The organism is Streptomyces tamarix (assembly GCF_032423885.1).
GTDB classification, from domain to species: Bacteria; Actinomycetota; Actinomycetes; order Streptomycetales; family Streptomycetaceae; genus Streptomyces; species Streptomyces tamarix.
The window spans coordinates 24,943-40,611 of record NZ_JAWCTQ010000024.1; the positions used below are offsets into that span (position 1 = coordinate 24,943).

Genomic DNA, 15,669 nt, shown 5'->3' on the forward strand with positions numbered 1-15,669 from the left:
GTCTCTGTCACCACAGTTCACTCAGGAGGGCCAGCGCCGCGCCGAGGGCCAGGCAGAGGACGCCCGCGCGCAGCCAGCGGTACTTGGCGGCCAGGACCTGTCCGTGGACGCTGGCCTGGTCCAGGAGCCAGGAGGTCGTGTCGGCGCCGGCCTCGGCGAGCCGGTCGAGCAGCGCGGCGGCGGGGGCGCCGGCGGCGAGGTCGCGCAGGAGGGTGCGGTCGGCGCCGACGCGGGTGCGGGGCAGGACGACCGCGACGAGCATGAGCATCCCGGCGCCCCACAGGGTGCCGGCGAGGGCGACGAGGACGGCGGCGGCGCCGTGTGCCGCGAGCTGCCCGGGGTCGCGGGCGAAGACGACGGCGAGGAAGGCGAGCGCGCCGGACAGGAGGATCGCCGCCTTGGTGTCGGCGCGGCCTATGTCCTCGCGGACGGTGCTCAGCAGGCTCTCCGCGAGGGCGCGGACCTCGTCGGAGGGGGCCGGGGCGCCGTTCGTACCGGTCATTCGTCGTCCCAGTCGTCGAAGTCGGCGCTGGGGCGTGCGGGCGGGGCGTACGGCGGGTCGTCGGCGTACCGGTCGTCACCGTACCGCCCGTCGCCGTACCGCCCGTCGCCGTACCGGTCGTCGGCGTACCGGTCGTCGGCGCGGCGGGGGGTGTCCCGCCAGTCGGACGCGTCGGGGCCGCGGTCGCGGGGTCGTTCGCGGTCGCGTGCGCGGTCGCGTTCGCGGGCGGACTGGACACTGGTCGGTTCGTGGACGCGGTGCGGATCGCCGTCGTCCGGGCCCGCGGGGCGGCGGTCGGCGGGCTCGTCGTCCCAGGGCGGGCGGACCGGTTCGGCGGACGGGCCGCCCTCGGGGAGGGCGCGGGGGCGGGGGCGCAGGTCCAGCACGTGGTCCGCGACGCCGCCGAGGACTCCGCCGCTGCTGCTGCGCAGGTGCTCCAGGACCTGGTAGGTCATCTGGTCCAGGTCGTGGCGCTCGATGACGCCCGTGTCGATGAGCCGGTGGAGGACGGCGAGGAAGTCGGCCTTGCCCTCCCGCTCCTCGGCGAGCAGTTGCCGGCGGATCTCCCACTGCTTGTCGGGGTTGGCCGCCATGTGGTGGGCGATCTGCGCGAACTCGCCCTGCTGGAGCATGGCCTGGATCTCCCGCGCCCGCTCGGCGAGGAGCCGCCGGTCGTAGGCGTCCTTGCGCCGCTCCCGTTCGGCGACGCGCCGGTCGACGCCCATGCCGACGAGGGTGCGGTCCGCCTCGGCGAGCTGCCCCTTCACGTCGCTGTCGAGGTCGAAGAAGACGAGGACGCGGGTGCGCAGTCCGAGGTCGCGGCCGAGTTGGAGCCGCCCGGCGGCCAGTTCGTCCCGTACGGCCTCGTCGGCGCGCTGGGCCTCGGTGATCCCGAAGCGGCGGGAGACGGCGCGCAGTCCGTCGAGGAGGTCGTCGCGGAGGAGGTCCGCGACGTCCCACACCTGGCGGGTGACGACGAGGTGCGGGTCGTCGACCTCCCACTGGACGCTCGCCTTGGCGCGGAAGGACACCCCGTCGCCCGCGGCGGGCAGTTCGAGGTCGAACTCGGTGACGTTGAGGCCCAGGAGCACCTCGAAGACGGTGTAGGGGCCGCCGAAGAGGGGCGTGCCGTGGTCCTCCTTGCGGTCGGGCCACATCACGCGGTGGCCGCCGTTGCGGTAGAGGAGGACGGCGGCGAGGCGGCCGCTGGTGCGCCGGTAGGGCGGCGGGCACTCGCGCAGGAGGGGCCCGCGGGCGCGGGACCCCGTGTCGTTCCGGGGGTCGTGCGGGGTGGGCCCGGGAGTCATCGCTCCGCTCCTTCCGCCACGGCGTCCCACATGCGGCCGGCCGCGGTCTTGTCCAGGGGCTTGTCCCGGTCGCGTACGAGCCCCGTGAGCAGGCCGCGCAACCGGTCGCGGTCCCGGGGGGTGGTGGCGAGCAGCGGCAGCAGGCCGCAGACCAGCCGCAGGGTCTCGGGGTCCCGGGCGGCGCGGCGCAGCAGGGAGGCGAGGCCGTCCAGGGCGGGCTCCCCGGAGCGCGGGGTGCCCAGGGCCGCCCGGACGAGCGCGGCCAGCGACGGCGTGAGGCCGGGGCGGGTGGCGAGCAGCGCGAGCAGCAGGGGCCGGGCGCCGTACGGTTCGAGGTGCGGGACCTCGGTGAGGCCCCAGAGGTGGGTGGTGCGCATGGTGAGCGTGCCGATCGCGGTGAGCAGCACGAGGTCGGCGAGGGAGCGCCGGCCGTCGCCGAGCCAGTGGCCGAGGCGGTGGACGACGGCCTCGGGATCGGTGGAGGCGAGGAGGCGCATGACGCTGAAGGAGGCGGTGCCCAGGACGTCGGCGTCGTCGCCGCCCTCGGAGCGCACGACGGCGCCGAGCGCGTCGAGGGCGGAGCGGACGGAACCGGTGGGCAGGGCGTAGCCGTGGGCGAGGACGGCGGTGTCGACGAGCGCGGAGTCGCCGCTCCTGGCCCATTCGCGCAGGACGGCGGCGACGGCCGGCTGGACGCGCGGGTCGCGGGCGGCCTCGGCGAGGGCGGTGGCGGCGGCCATGCGGGGGACGCGGCCGTCGAGGGCGGCGAGGGGGCGGACGAGTTCGCCGAAGCCGTACACCCAGTCCCAGGAGCACAGGACGCCGGCGGCGACGGACGCGCGGACCCACACCTCGGGGCGGGGGTCGTCGCACAGGCCGCGCAGCCAGCGGGCGACGGGACCGCGGACGTTGTGGTGGCCGTTCCACACCTCGCGGAGGACGGCGGTGGCGAGGGCGTCGCCCTGGAAGCGGATGACGCGGGCGGGGACGCGGGCGGCGCCGAGGTCGAGTTCGCCGTCCTCGACGACGGAGCGGGCGACGACGGGCCGGTTGTCGGCGTGGGTGCCGAACAGGCGGCGCCCGGCGGGGTGCCCGGGGTCGAGGGTGACGGCCAGTTCCCAGGCGAGCAGCTCGGCGGCCTCGGCGGTGAGGCTGTACGCGGAGCCGTTGAAGACGGCGACGGCGACGCGGAACGCGGCGGCGTTCAGCGCGGGCAGCGCTTCGGGGAGCGTGCCGGGCCGGTCGGCGCCGGCGAACCAGGCGCGGGCCTGGGCGCGGACGAAGGCGCCGCAGTCGTCGAGGAGCTGGGTGCGGGTGAGTTCGCCCTTCTGGTGCCGGGCGAGGTGGTGGGCGAGCCGGGCGGCCTCGCGGGGGCGCAGTTCGTCGAGGCCGAGGGCCCGGGTGACGTCCTCGTGGGCGGCGAGGGCGCGGGCCTCGTCGAGGGCGCCGTCGGGTTCGCCGCGCAGCAGGGTGCGCAGGTGGCGGTGGAGGACCTCGGCGGGCGGCGGGGGCGGGCAGTACGCGCCGTACCGGCCCTGGAGGAGCCGGTCGGCGAGGTCGCCGCTCTCGACGAGGATCACGCCGTACGACCCCTTGGCGCGGAGCTGGCCGCTGAGGCGGTCGAGGTGGAGTTCGGTGAGGCGGCGGGGGCGGGGGGTGCGGTCGCCGTCGCCGGGCTCGGGGTCGGCGCCGGTGCCGTCCTCGGGCGGGAGTTCCAGGAGGTAGCCGTGGCCGGGCTGGAGGGCGTCGTCGCCGATCGTGTGGACGGCGGTGGCGGGGTCGAGGCGGGTGACGTGGTCGTCGGTGAGTTCGGAGAGGAGGGCGAGCGCGGTGGCGGTGCGACCGCTGCCGGGTTCGCCGGTGAGGACGAGCAGCCCGCAGGAGCGCAGGAGGTGCTTCATGCGCTGGTAGCCGGTGGTCTCGCAGTAGACGTCGGCGAGCCGCTCCAGGGTCTCGCCCGGCACGGCGCCCTGGACGGCGGGCGGCCCGGAGTCGACCCAGAACTGGTTGATGAAGGTGTTGTCCTCGAAGACCTGGCCGTCGCCGCGGATGTCGTAGCGGCGTTCGGCGCGGCCGTGTTCGAAGGTGGTGCGGGCGGCGTGGGCGGTACCGGCGCCGCCGGTACCGCCGGACGCGCCGAGCGGGTTGCGGCCGGCGTGGTCGAAGGGGTTGGGCGGGGGCTCGGGCGCGCGGTCGGCGTCGGCGGGGTCCCTGCCGGGCTGCTCCTTGCCGGCGCCGTCCCGGTCGCGGTGGTCCCGGTCCCGGTGGTCCCGGTCCCGGTGGTCCCGGTCGCGGTCGTGGGGCGGGTCGGCGGGTTTGGCGTCGTCGGCGTGGTGGTCGGGCTGCGGGGCGTCGTCGTGGTCGGTCATGCGTGCCCGCCTCCGTCGCGGTCCTTGCGGATGCCGGTGAAGCCGCCGTGGATGGTGTTGCGCTCGAAGACCTGGAGGTCGCCCCCGGCCCGGTAGCTGCGTGTGGGCGGGGGCGCGTCGGCGGTGCGGGGCGGTGGGCCGTCCCCCGTCGTCGGCCCACCGCCGGTCGGTGCGGCACCGGGCGCGCGGCCCGGGGTGCCGGCGGGTTCCCCGCCGGGATCGCCCGGCAGGGGCGGTGCGGACCGCCTCGGGATGTGGAACCAGGCGGTCTCGTCGGTCTCCTTGGCGCGGACGCGGGCGGGCCGGTAGTGGCCGGGCTCGACGTACCGGCCGCCCTCGGAGACGACGTTGTCGTACAGCCAGCCGGAGACGACGACGAGGAGGTCGGCGTCGTCGGCGAGGGCCATCACGTCCTTGGCGGTGGGGCTGTCGCAGAGCCGGCAGGCGAGGTCCACTGCGCGGCCGACGAGCCCCTCGCCGTCGTCGAGGACGAGGCCGGCGTTCATGCCGACGCGCAGCCGCAGCCGCGGGTCGCGGCCGGCGTTGTGCTCGCGCAGGCTCTCGTAGAGCGTGTCGACCCACCGCCCGACCATGAGCGTGGGCGGTACGTCGGGGCGCAGGGCGGCGAGGATGCCGTCGCCCCGGTCCTCCTGGTGGACGTGGCCGGGCTCGACGCCGACGGCGGCGTACGCCTCGCCGAACGCCTCGTACATGGCGGCGCGCATGCGCTTCTTCGCGTCGATGCCCAGCGTTCCGGAGGCGCAGGCGTCTCCGTAGACGACCAGCCGGTGGATGGCTCCCGCACTGCTCACTCGGACTCCCTGGATGGCGTGGTGTGCCGTGGTGCTCGTGGTGACAGGGCAAGCCTCGCCGCGTGGCGCGGCGGGCGATGTAGTCGTTTACACACCCGGCGGAGATTTCTCCGCGGGCCCCGCCGGGCGCGCCCCGCGGCCCTGGGCGAGGTGGAGGAGGGCCTCCATGTCGGTGACGACGACCTGACGCGGACCGGTCCGGACGACGTCCTGTTCGCGCAGTTGGCGCAGGGCCTTGGCGACGGCCTCGCGGGTGGCGCCGATGGCGGCGGCCAGGTCGTGCTGGGGCAGCGGGATCTCCAGGACCATGCCGTGGGGACCGGGCCGTCCGGCGCGCTCGGCGAGTTCCGCGAGCCGGGCCGCGAGGCGCTGGAGGACGGTCTCGGAGGCGAGGGAGCGGCGTTCGACGTCGGCGCTGCGCAGCCGGGTGCTGAGCTGCCGCATGATCAGTGAGGTGGCGTGCGGGCGGGCGGCGAGGAAGCGGCGGAACCGGTCGCCGGTGACGGACACGGCCCGGACCCGGCCCAGCGCGGTGACGGTGGCGCTGCGCGGGCCCTGGTCGACGGCGGCGAGGTCGCCGACGACCTCGCCCGCGCCGCGCAGGGCGAGGATGAGGCGCGCGCCGCGCTCGGTGCCCACGGAGACGACGGCCCAGCCGGAGAGCAGGGCCAGGACGTAGGCGGAGGTGTCGCGTTCCCGGATCATGACGGTGCCGGGTTCGTAGACACGGGGGACGCCTTCGGCGAGGAGGGCGCGGCGGTCCTGGGGGGAGAGGGCTTCGAGGAAGGAGCGGTCCTGGCCGAAAAGACTCATTCCGCTCCCTTCCCCCGCGCCGCGCACCCTCGAACAGACAGCCGCTCGTTCGGTTGATTCGTATGGAAGTTCGCACGTTTTCGATTCGCGCGGCACTTCAAATGACCTTGAAAACAAGGAAGTTGACGTTCCGTCACTCCTTTGGGGTGAAGAACGCTAGGGGTTCGGTTCAAACCCGTCAACCAAGGAGGAGGCGCACGGGGCGCAGCCTCACCCGGTCCACTCCCCTCATGCCACCCGAATGCGCCGTACGTCCGCTCCCTGCGCCGTCCGTGCGCCCCCACGGCGGCCGGGCCCACGGGCCCGCCCGGCGCCTCCCGGGCCCCGGCCCACCGTCCGGCCCGCCCTCCGGCCCACCGGTAAAACCCCTGGCCGGCGGCGCGGGGGCGCCCCGATACTGGCCGGGTGTTCCTGACCATCAGCACGACCGGCACCCCCGAACGCCCCGCGACCGACCTCGGCTTCCTGTTGCACAAGCACCCGGACAAGGCGCAGGCGTTCCCCACCTCCTACGGCACGGCCCACGTCTTCTACCCCGAGGCGACGGCCGAGCGCTGCACGGCCGCGCTGCTGCTGGAGGTGGATCCGGTCGCGCTGGTGCGCCGCGGCAGGGGCGACCGGGGCCGCGGCCCCGACACGGCGCTCGCCCAGTACGTCAACGACCGCCCGTACGCGGCCTCCTCGCTGCTCGCCGTCGCGCTGGGCAACGTGTTCTCCAGCGCGCTGGCCGGCCGGTGCGCCGCCCGCCCCGAGCTGGTGGCGGCCTCGCTGCCGCTGCGCGTCGAGGTGCCGGCGGTGCCCGCGAAGGGCGGCGCCGACCTGGTGCGACGGCTGTTCGAGCCGCTGGGCTGGGCGGTCACCGCCGAACCGGTGCCGCTCGACGAGCGGTTCCCCGCGTGGGGCGACTCGCGGTACGTCCGGCTCGTCCTCGACGGCGAGCAGCGCCTCGCGGACGCGCTGCGCCACCTGTACGCGCTGCTGCCGGTGCTGGACGACGCCAAGCACTACTGGGTGTCGCCCGACGAGGTCGACAAGCTGCTGCGGGTCGGCGAGGGCTGGCTGCCGGGCCACCCGGAACAGCAGCTGATCACCCAGCGCTACCTGTCGCGCCGCCGGTCCCTGACGCGGGTGGCGACGGAGCGCCTGGAGCTGGCGCGGCTGGCCGCGGCCGACGACACGGAGGCCGAGGAGCTGGACAACGCCGTCGACGAGGACACCGACACCGAGGAGCGCCCCGTGCCGCTGGCGGTGCGGCGCCGCGGGGCGATCCTGGCCGCGCTGCGCGACGCGGGCGCGAGCCGGGTCCTCGACCTGGGCTGCGGGCAGGGCCAGCTGGTCCGCGAACTGCTGGAGGACCCGCGCTTCACGGAGGTCGTCGGCGTGGACGTGTCCGTACGGGCGCTGGCCCTCGCCGCCCGCCGGCTGCGCCTGGACCGCATGGGCGAGCACCGGGCGGCGCGGGTGCGGCTGGTGCAGGGCTCCCTCGTGTACACGGACAAGCGGCTCCAGGGGTACGACGCGGCGGTGCTCAGCGAGGTCGTCGAGCACGTCGACCCGCCGCGACTGCCCGCCCTCGAGTACGCGGTGTTCGGCGCCGCCCGGCCCGGCACGGTGCTCGTGACCACGCCGAACGCCGAGTACAACGTCCGCTGGGAGTCCCTGCCCGCCGGGCACGTCCGCCACGGCGACCACCGGTTCGAGTGGACCCGCGCCGAGTTCCGCGCGTGGGCGCTCGGCGTCGCCGCGCGCCACGGGTACGCGGTGGCGTTCGCGCCCGTCGGGCCGGAGGACCCGCAGGTGGGTCCGCCCACGCAGATGGCCGTGTTCACCGCCGCCGGCACCGCACCGGCCACGAAGGGCACCGCGCCGACCACGAAGGAGGGGAAGACCGCATGACCACCACCGCCGTCACGGAGCCCGCCGCCGCGCGGACCCGCAGGCTGCCCGTCACCGACCTGTCCCTCGTGGTCCTCGTCGGCGCCACCGGCTCCGGCAAGTCGACGTTCGCCCGCAGGCACTTCAAGCCCACCGAGGTCATCTCCTCGGACTTCTGCCGCGGACTGGTCTCCGACGACGAGAACGACCAGGGCGCGAGCCGCGACGCGTTCGACGTGCTCCACTACATCGCCGGGAAGCGGCTCTCCGCCGGCCGGCTCACCGTCGTCGACGCGACGAACGTGCAGCCGGAGGCGCGCCGCCAGCTGGTGCGGCTGGCCCGCGAGCACGACGTGCTGCCCATGGCCATCGTCCTCGACGTCCCCGAGGAGGTGTGCGCGGCACGCAACGCCGCCCGCCCCGACCGGGCGGACATGCCCCGGCACGTCATCCGCCGCCACCGCGGCGAACTGCGGCGGTCCCTGCGCGGCCTGGAGCGCGAGGGCTTCCGCAAGGTGCACGTGCTGCGCGGCGTCGAGGAGATCGAGGCCGCCGAGGTCGTCCTGGAGAAGCGGTACAACGACCTGCGGCACCTGACCGGCCCGTTCGACATCGTCGGCGACGTCCACGGCTGCGCCTCCGAGCTGGAGGCCCTGCTCGCCGAACTCGGCTACGTCGACGGCCGCCACCCCGAGGGGCGCACCGCCGTGTTCGTCGGCGACCTCGTCGACCGCGGCCCGGACAGCCCCGGTGTGCTGCGCCGCGTCATGGACATGGTCGAGTCCGGCGACGCGCTGTGCGTGCCGGGCAACCACGAGAACAAGCTGGGCCGCTGGCTGGCCGGCCGCGAGGTCCGGCGCACCCACGGCCTCGCCGAGACGATCGAGCAGCTGGAGCGGGAGGACGACGCCTTCCGGGAGCGGGTGCGCGCGTTCGTCGACGGGCTCGTCAGCCACTACGTGCTCGACGGGGGGCGGCTGGTGGTGTGCCACGCCGGCCTGCCGGAGAAGTACCACGGCCGCACGTCGGGCCGGGTCCGCTCGCACGCCCTGTACGGCGACACGACCGGGGAGACCGACGAGTTCGGGCTGCCCGTGCGCTACCCGTGGGCCGAGGACTACCGGGGCCGCGCCACCGTCGTGTACGGCCACACGCCCGTGCCGGACACCTCCTGGGTCAACAACACGATCTGCCTGGACACCGGCGTCGTGTTCGGCGGGAAGCTGACCGCGCTGCGCTGGCCCGAGCGGGAGCTCGTCGACGTGCCCGCCGAGCGGGTCTGGTACGAGCCGGCCCGACCGCTCGCCGCAAGCGTCCCCGGCGGGCACGAGGGCCGGCCGCTGGACCTGGCCGACGTGCACGGCCGGCGCGTCGTGGAGACCCGGTACGCGGGCAACGTCGGCGTGCGCGAGGAGAACGCCGCGGCCGCCCTGGAGGTCATGAGCCGCTTCGCCGTCGACCCGCGCCTCGTGCCGTACCTGCCGCCGACGATGGCGCCGACCGCCACGTCGGGCCTCGACGGGTATCTGGAGCACCCGGCGGAGGCGTTCGCCGCGTACGCCGCCGACGGGGTCGCCCGTGTCGTGTGCGAGGAGAAGCACATGGGGTCGCGGGCCGTGGTCCTGGTGTGCCGAGACGCGACAGCGGCGCGCGAGCGGTTCGGCGTGGAGGGCCCCACCGGCTCCCTGTACACCCGCACCGGGCGCCCCTTCTTCCCGGACGGGGCGATGACCGAGGCCGTCCTGGAACGGGTCCGCGCCGCGGTCACGGCCGCCGGGCTGTGGGACGGGCTGGACACGGACTGGCTGCTCCTGGACGCGGAGCTGATGCCGTGGTCGCTGAAGGCCGGCGGCCTGCTGCGGTCGCAGTACGCCGCGGTGGGGGCCGCGGCCGGCGCGTCGCTGCCCGGCGCGATCGCCGCGCTGGAGTCGGCGGCCGCGCGCGGCGTGGACGTGTCCGGGCCGCTGGGGCGGCAGCGCGAACGGGCCGTCGACACGGCCGCGTTCACCGACGCCTACCGACGGTACTGCTGGCCGACGGACGGGCTGGACGGGATGCGGCTCGCGCCGTTCCAGGTCCTCGCCGCGCGCGGGCGCAGCCTGGCCGGTCTGCCGCACGACGAGCAGCTCGCCCTCGTCGACCGTCTCGTCGCGGCCGACACGACGGGCCTGCTGCGCGCCACGGACCGGCTCGTCGTCGACACCGGCGACGAGACGTCCGTGCGGGCGGGCGTCGACTGGTGGCTGGAGCTGACCGGCCGGGGCGGCGAGGGCATGGTCGTCAAGCCGCTGCGGGCCCTCGCCCGGGACGGCCGGGGCCGGCTGGTGCAGCCGGGCGTCAAGTGCCGCGGCCGCGAGTACCTGCGGATCGTCTACGGGCCCGAGTACACCCGCCCGGAGAACCTCCAGCGCCTGCGCTCCCGTTCCCTCGGCCACAAGCGCTCCCTCGCCCTGCGCGAGTACGCCCTGGGCCTGGAGGCCCTGGACCGGCTGGCCGCCGGCGAACCCCTGTGGCGCGTCCACGAGCCGGTCTTCGCCGTCCTGGCCCTGGAGTCGGAACCGGTCGACCCCCGGCTGTAGCCACCGGCCGGGGCGGGGACCCGCGGGCCCCTGCCCCGGCCGGTGGGCCGGCGGCCGGTACGGGCGGGGCGCCCCGCCCGCCGCTCCCCCGCGCCGGTCAGTCCAGCTGGGACTGGACCTGGGAGGAGATCAGCTCCAGGTGGTCCAGGTCGTGGAGGTCCAGGATCTGGAGGTACACCCGGGAACTGCCCAGGGCCGCGTACCGGCCGATCTTGTCGACGACCTCGGCGGGCGAGCCCGCCAGGCCGTTCTCCTTCAGCTCGTCCACGTCCCGGCCGATGGCCGCCGCGCGGCGGGCCACCTCCGCGTCGTCCCTGCCGACGCACGCCACCAGGGCGTTGGAGTACACCAGGTCGTCGGCGCTCCGCCCGGCCTCCTCGGCGGCCGCGCGGACCCGGCCGAACTGGCGCTCCGTGTCGGCGAGGGAGGCGAACGGGATGTTGAACTCGTCGGCGTACCGGGCCGCCAGGCGCGGCGTGCGGGTCGCGCCGAGGCCGCCGATCAGGACCGGCACCTTCGGCTGCGCCGGCTTGGGGAGCGCCGGCGAGTCGGCCAGCCGGTAGTACTTGCCCTCGTAGCTGAACGTCTTGCCCGTCTCCGTGCCCCACAGGCCGGTGACGATGTCGAGCTGCTCCTCCAGGCGGCCGAACTTCTCCTTCGGGAACGGGATCCCGTACGCCGTGTGCTCCGCCTCGTACCAGGCGGCGCCCAGGCCCAGCTCGACCCGGCCGCCCGACATCTGGTCGACCTGCGCCACCTGGATCGCGAGCACCCCGGGGAGGCGGAACGTCGCGGCCGTCATCAGCGTGCCGAGTCGGATGCGCCGGGTCTCGCGGGCCAGGCCCGCCAGCGTGATCCAGGCGTCCGTCGGGCCCGGCAGCCCGGTGACGGACCCCATGTGCAGGTAGTGGTCGGAGCGGAAGAAGGCGTCGAACCCGAGGTCCTCGGTGGCCTTGGCGACGGTGAGCAGGGTCTCGTAGTCGGCACCCTGCTGCGGTTCGGTGAAGATGCGCAGATCCATGCCCCCATCCTGCACCGGCGAGCGCCGCGGCCGGGCCCCGGCACCGCCGTCGCGCGGTCACGGCCCCGCCGCCAGGCGGTCACGGCCCCGCCGTCGAGTCCGCCGGGTCCGTCACCCGGACCCGGTCGGGTCTCTCCCCTCCCCCGCCGGCCGGGCGCGCGACCGGCACGGCGCCGAGCGCCGCACCGCCCCGGACCCACCGTCCGCCCGCCCCTTCGGGAGGCCGGTCGCGGCCGCGCGCCGCCATCCGGCGCAGCATGACGCGCACCCGGTCACCGGCCTCGTCGGCCGCGTCGATCGCCTCGATGCACTGCCAGTAGAGGCCCTCCTCGTCCGTGGAGCAGGCCACGCCGACGAGGGCCATGCCCACCTCCCCGAGCAGCGCGCCGAGCGCCCGTAACGTGCCGTGCAGGTCGAGGACTTCGGACAACTGCGACGCCGCCGCCCCCGTCCGCCGCGCCGGATGGTCCGGGCCCGCGCCCCCGCGACTGCCGGTCTCGCCGAGCCCGCGCGCCTCGCCTCTCAGCTCCTGCGGCCCGAACAACGCCAGGTGGTCCCCGATCGCCTGGGCGAGGCACTGCGCCTGCCAGACGGCCGCCATGATGTCGGGCACCGCCCGGCTCTCGGCGAGATCACTCCGGCTGATGGAGATGAGCCGTTCCGCGTCCATGCCCGCCGCCCCCGTTCATACGACTTTCCGCTCACTAACTCACTACCCAGAGTGAAGCTATCCGAGTCCAAACACCAGGGGAATTCGGAAATCTGTGGACAGGAAGCTCAGTGTGAATAAGTCGCTCACTCCGAAGAGTGACGATCTTGCCGCGCGGACCGCCCCGGAGGCCGCCCCACGGGGAAGCGCCGCTCGTTCCGGTCGATCTTCGCGGAGAGCGCCTCCAGCGGGTCGACGCCCAGCACCCCGCAGAACTGGAGGAGGTAGGCGAGCACGTCCGCGACCTCGTCGGCCACGCGGTGCGCCGTCTCCGGGTCGTCCATGACCCGGTCGGCCTCCTCCGGGGTCAGCCACTGGAAGATCTCCAGCAGTTCGGCCGCCTCGACGCTGAGCGCCGCCGCCAGGTTCTTCGGGGTGTGGTAAGGCTGCCAGGCGCGCGAAGCGGCGAACTCGGCCAGCCGGCGCTGCAGTCCCTGTACGTCCAGTTCGGTCACGGCGACAGGTCTACCACCGCCGCCGCGCACGCCGCCGCCCGCCCCGCACGCCGGGACCGGGCCACGCCGGACGAGGCCGGGCCGTCCCGGACAGGGCCGCCCCGGACAGGGCCGTGCCGCACCGTCAGGCGCCGCCGGACGCCCGCTTCCCACAGCCCGCCCGTCCTGTCGGCCCGCCAGACCGCCTACCGACCACGGCCGTCAGGCACGCGTCAGGCCACCAGGGCCGTCAGGCCGCCAGAGCCGCCAGAGCTGCCAGAGCTGTCAGGGCCGTCAGGGCCGTCAGGGCCGTCAGGGCCGTCAGGGCCGTCAGGGCCGTCAGGCGTGCGGTACGGCCGCGGTGGCCGTGCCCTCGACCTCCGTACCGGCGGGGGTGAGGAGGAACACGTTCCGGTCGACCCGGTGCATGGAGCTGCCCAGGCCGAAGACGACCCCGCTGCTGAAGTCCAGGACGCGCTTGGCGACTTCGGTCTCGGCGCTGGTCAGGTCCAGCAGCACGGGAACCTGGGCGACGAGGTACTCGGCGACCTCCCGCGCGTCCGCGAAGACCTGGACCCTCAGTACCACCATGCGGCGCTGTGCCCCGGCCTCGGAGTCCTGGGGGATCGTCCGGTGATCGGCCCTGGACGGCCACTCGTCGCGCCCCCGCAGCGGGACGACCTGCGCCAGTCCCTCCCACTGCTCGTCGGTGACGTCGTACCTCTCGTGCCTACTCATGCTCCCATCCTGGCGCCCCTCACCCGTTCGGCCCAACTCCGACACGGGTCGTGTCGCACCGGTCCGCGCCGCCCGCGACCCCGCCGGCACCTCGGCCGGTGCCGAACAGCGGCCCCGCGACGGCTGATCCGGAGCAGCGGGCCGCGGGGCGGGGTGGCGGGGGCGGGGACGTTCTCGTGCGTCCACCGCTCCGTCCCGGCGGCCCTCGGAACGGTTGAAGGGGGGAACACCCCGTGGCAGGGCGCCTTGGGACGGGCAGGCGGCTTCCGGTGGGCGCTCCTACGATGGAGGCATGCGGTTCACGGATCGTGCGACCGCCGGACGGCAGCTGGCCGAGGTCGTGGAGAGGCTGCGCCCGGACCGCCCCGTCGTGCTCGGGCTGCCGCGCGGCGGGGTTCCCGTGGCCCATGAGGTGGCCACGGCGCTGGGAGCGCCCCTGGACGTGCTGGTCGTCCGCAAGCTGGGGGTGCCGTCCCGGCCCGAGCTGGGCTTCGGTGCGATCGGCGAGGACGGCGTACGGATCGTGAACGACGTGGTCGTCCGTGCCGCCGGGGTCGGCGAGCAGGACCGGGCGCGGGTGGAGCGGGCCGAGCGGGCCGTACTGGACGAGCGGTTGCGGCGGTACCGGCGCGACCGGGCCGGGGTGCCGCTGCGGGGGCGGACGGCGGTGCTGGTCGACGACGGGATCGCGACGGGATCGACGGCCCTTGCGGGCTGCCGGGTCGCGCGGGCGCACGGCGCGGCGCGGGTGGTGGTGGCCGTCCCGGTGGCCCCGCCGGAGGCGCTGGCGCTGCTGCGGCGGGAGGCGGACGACGTCGTGTGCCTGTCGTCGCCGGAGTGGTTCGGGTCCGTGGGGCAGTGGTACGACGACTTCACGCAGACCGGGGACGGCGAGGTCGCGGAGCTGCTCGCCCGGCACGCCCCGCCCGCCCGTGAATCCGAAGGCCCGGGCGGAGGCACGGCCGGAGACCCGGGCGGCGCACCGGCCGGCACCCCGCTCGACGCCCCCACAGACGCCCCCGCCGGCGGCCTCGGCGGTGCCGGGCGGCCCGTCGCCGTCACCGTCGAGGCCGACGGCGTCCGGCTCCCCGGCACCCTGGTGCTGCCCCGCGGGGCGCGCGGCGTCGTGGTGTTCGCGCACGGCAGCGGAAGCTCCCGGCACAGCCCCCGCAACCGGGCCGTGGCGCACGAGCTGAACCGGCACGGCCTGGGCACCCTGCTGTTCGACCTCCTCACCGAGTCCGAGTCCCGGGACCGCGAACGGGTCTTCGACGTCCCGCTGCTGGCGCGGCGCCTCACGGGCGCCACGGCCTGGCTGCGCCGCGCCCCCGCCCCCGCCCCGCCGGTCTGCTACTTCGGCGCCAGTACGGGCGCCGCTGCCGCCCTGACCGCCGCGGCGGAGCCGGACGCGGACATCGCGGCGGTCGTCGGCCGCGGCGGCCGGCCGGACCTCGCGGATGACCGGCTCGGGGACGTCCGGGCACCGACGCTCCTCGTCGTCGGGGGCGCCGACGCGCCGGTGCTGCCGCTCAACCGCGGGGCGGCGGAGCGGCTGCGCTGCGAGCACGCCGTCGAGGTGGTGCCGGGAGCCACCCACCTGTTCGAGGAGCCCGGCGCGATGGAGCAGGTCGAGGAGCTGGCCGCGGCCTGGTTCCTGCGGCACCTGCCGCCGCCCTCCCCCGCCACCGGCACGGCCTGACCGCCGGGCCCCGCGAAGAGGGGGTCGGCCCCCCCTTGCGCGGGCCGCCGCAGGGCCCACAGTGGAAGGAGAGGGTTGCGGAACCGCCGTTTCCGGCGCCGACCTCCGGGAGGCCGTCATGAGGCAGCACGTGCTGGTGCAGGGCGCCCCGCAGGCCCCTGCCCGCGAGGAGGCCCACGAAGGGGTACGGACTCCGGAGGGCGCCCCCGTCCCCGTCCCGCGCGGCGTACCGGTGCTGGAGCGGGCCGTCCGGGACGTGATGCGGACGTCGCTGGTGACGGTCGCGGCGGGCGAGACGGTGCTCGCCGCGTGGGAACTGCTGGAGCGGTCGGGCGCGCGCCACCTTCCGGTGGTCCTGCCGGACGGACGCTGCGCCGGTCTGCTGGACCGGGCCGAGGTCGCGGTCGTCTGCGCGGCACCCGCCGTGTCGCTGTCCCGGCGCTACGCGCGCGACCTGGTGCGCTGCCGCAGGTGCGCGGTGGTGCACCACGGGGACGCGGTGGGCCGGGCGGTGGCCGTGATGGACGCGAACGGCTGCGACGCGCTGCCGGTCGTCGGGGACGACGGGACGCTGACCGGGCTGCTCACCGCCGCCGACGTGGTGACGGCGCTGGCCGGCCGCGGGCCCGGGGTCCTGCCCGGCGCGGGCGCGCAGCCGCCGTACCCGTACCCGGTGGTGCCCGGCCTCCCGCCCCGGCGGGACGACCGGGTGCCGCCGGTGCCGTGACGCGGGCGCCGCGGCGTGACGCGGCGCGTGGAGGAGGTGGCGTGGTGACGGACAGGACCAAGCAGGGCCGCGACCGGCGCCAAG

General features: G+C 75.9%; 13 protein-coding genes. 4 read left to right on the forward strand and 9 right to left on the reverse strand.

Going from position 1 to position 15,669, the window contains the following annotated elements:
• Positions 1-7: 7 nt before the first annotated feature.
• The 5 genes from RND61_RS19310 to RND61_RS19330 form a co-directional block, all read right to left on the reverse strand.
• Positions 8-502: a Pycsar system effector family protein gene (locus RND61_RS19310; protein WP_315879252.1), complete on the reverse strand. Its 495-nt coding sequence runs from the start codon at positions 500-502 to the stop codon at positions 8-10.
• Positions 499-1,809 (reverse strand): hypothetical protein, encoded by a 1,311-nt coding sequence (locus RND61_RS19315; RefSeq protein WP_315879253.1) that lies wholly within the window; start codon positions 1,807-1,809, stop codon positions 499-501. The genes RND61_RS19310 and RND61_RS19315 overlap by 4 nt, the downstream gene beginning before the upstream one ends.
• The gene (locus RND61_RS19320; protein ID WP_315879254.1) at positions 1,806-4,178 is read right to left on the reverse strand and encodes an nSTAND3 domain-containing NTPase; all 2,373 of its coding nucleotides are present in this window, start codon (positions 4,176-4,178) and stop codon (positions 1,806-1,808) included. Before RND61_RS19320 ends, RND61_RS19315 begins: the two co-directional genes overlap by 4 nt.
• On the reverse strand, positions 4,175-4,990 hold the full coding sequence (locus tag RND61_RS19325; protein ID WP_315879255.1) for a hypothetical protein: 816 nt from the start codon (positions 4,988-4,990) through the stop codon (positions 4,175-4,177). The genes RND61_RS19320 and RND61_RS19325 overlap by 4 nt, the downstream gene beginning before the upstream one ends.
• Before the next feature lie 87 nt (positions 4,991-5,077).
• Positions 5,078-5,803 carry a Crp/Fnr family transcriptional regulator gene (locus tag RND61_RS19330; protein ID WP_315879256.1) on the reverse strand — a complete coding sequence of 242 codons (726 nt, stop codon included), beginning with the start codon at positions 5,801-5,803 and terminating at the stop codon, positions 5,078-5,080.
• Between the two features lie 405 nt (positions 5,804-6,208).
• On the opposite strand from RND61_RS19330, the gene RND61_RS19335 reads away from it, so the two are divergent.
• Both RND61_RS19335 and RND61_RS19340 read left to right on the forward strand, forming a co-directional pair.
• Positions 6,209-7,699: a 3' terminal RNA ribose 2'-O-methyltransferase Hen1 gene (locus RND61_RS19335; RefSeq protein ID WP_315879257.1), complete on the forward strand. Its 1,491-nt coding sequence runs from the start codon at positions 6,209-6,211 to the stop codon at positions 7,697-7,699.
• Positions 7,696-10,257: a polynucleotide kinase-phosphatase gene (locus RND61_RS19340; protein WP_315879258.1), complete on the forward strand. Its 2,562-nt coding sequence runs from the start codon at positions 7,696-7,698 to the stop codon at positions 10,255-10,257. Before RND61_RS19335 ends, RND61_RS19340 begins: the two co-directional genes overlap by 4 nt.
• A 97-nt stretch (positions 10,258-10,354) precedes the next feature.
• On the opposite strand, the gene RND61_RS19345 is transcribed toward RND61_RS19340, so the two are convergent.
• The 4 genes from RND61_RS19345 to RND61_RS19360 form a co-directional block, all read right to left on the reverse strand.
• On the reverse strand, positions 10,355-11,278 hold the full coding sequence (locus RND61_RS19345; protein WP_315879259.1) for an LLM class F420-dependent oxidoreductase: 924 nt from the start codon (positions 11,276-11,278) through the stop codon (positions 10,355-10,357).
• Positions 11,279-11,357: 79 nt separating this feature from the next.
• The gene (locus RND61_RS19350; protein WP_315879260.1) at positions 11,358-11,948 is read right to left on the reverse strand and encodes a DUF6099 family protein; all 591 of its coding nucleotides are present in this window, start codon (positions 11,946-11,948) and stop codon (positions 11,358-11,360) included.
• A 125-nt stretch (positions 11,949-12,073) separates the two neighbouring features.
• Entirely contained in the window at positions 12,074-12,442 is a 369-nt protein-coding gene (locus RND61_RS19355; RefSeq protein WP_315879261.1) for a nucleotide pyrophosphohydrolase, read from the reverse strand.
• Positions 12,443-12,760: 318 nt separating this feature from the next.
• Positions 12,761-13,159, reverse strand: a complete 399-nt coding sequence (locus RND61_RS19360; protein WP_315879262.1) for a cell division protein SepF — start codon at positions 13,157-13,159, stop codon at positions 12,761-12,763.
• Between the two features lie 292 nt (positions 13,160-13,451).
• Between RND61_RS19360 and RND61_RS19365 the strand changes: the two genes are divergently transcribed.
• Entirely contained in the window at positions 13,452-14,858 is a 1,407-nt protein-coding gene (locus RND61_RS19365) for a phosphoribosyltransferase family protein (RefSeq protein WP_315879263.1), read from the forward strand.
• A 118-nt stretch (positions 14,859-14,976) separates the two neighbouring features.
• Positions 14,977-15,585 (forward strand): CBS domain-containing protein, encoded by a 609-nt coding sequence (locus RND61_RS19370; RefSeq protein ID WP_315879264.1) that lies wholly within the window; start codon positions 14,977-14,979, stop codon positions 15,583-15,585.
• The last annotated feature ends 84 nt before the right edge of the window (positions 15,586-15,669 follow it).

Excerpts from the sequence above, each read along its gene's own strand:
- RND61_RS19360 (WP_315879262.1), bottom strand. The coding sequence starts at position 13,159 with ATGAGTAGGCACGAGAGGTACGACGTCACCGACGAGCAGTGGGAGGGA.
- RND61_RS19310 (WP_315879252.1), bottom strand. The coding sequence starts at position 502 with ATGACCGGTACGAACGGCGCCCCGGCCCCCTCCGACGAGGTCCGCGCC.
- RND61_RS19370 (WP_315879264.1), top strand. The coding sequence starts at position 14,977 with ATGAGGCAGCACGTGCTGGTGCAGGGCGCCCCGCAGGCCCCTGCCCGC.
- RND61_RS19315 (WP_315879253.1), bottom strand. The coding sequence starts at position 1,809 with ATGACTCCCGGGCCCACCCCGCACGACCCCCGGAACGACACGGGGTCC.
- RND61_RS19320 (WP_315879254.1), bottom strand. The coding sequence starts at position 4,178 with ATGACCGACCACGACGACGCCCCGCAGCCCGACCACCACGCCGACGAC.
- RND61_RS19365 (WP_315879263.1), top strand. The coding sequence starts at position 13,452 with ATGCGGTTCACGGATCGTGCGACCGCCGGACGGCAGCTGGCCGAGGTC.
- RND61_RS19345 (WP_315879259.1), bottom strand. The coding sequence starts at position 11,278 with ATGGATCTGCGCATCTTCACCGAACCGCAGCAGGGTGCCGACTACGAG.
- RND61_RS19340 (WP_315879258.1), top strand. The coding sequence starts at position 7,696 with ATGACCACCACCGCCGTCACGGAGCCCGCCGCCGCGCGGACCCGCAGG.
- RND61_RS19330 (WP_315879256.1), bottom strand. The coding sequence starts at position 5,803 with ATGAGTCTTTTCGGCCAGGACCGCTCCTTCCTCGAAGCCCTCTCCCCC.
- RND61_RS19350 (WP_315879260.1), bottom strand. The coding sequence starts at position 11,948 with ATGGACGCGGAACGGCTCATCTCCATCAGCCGGAGTGATCTCGCCGAG.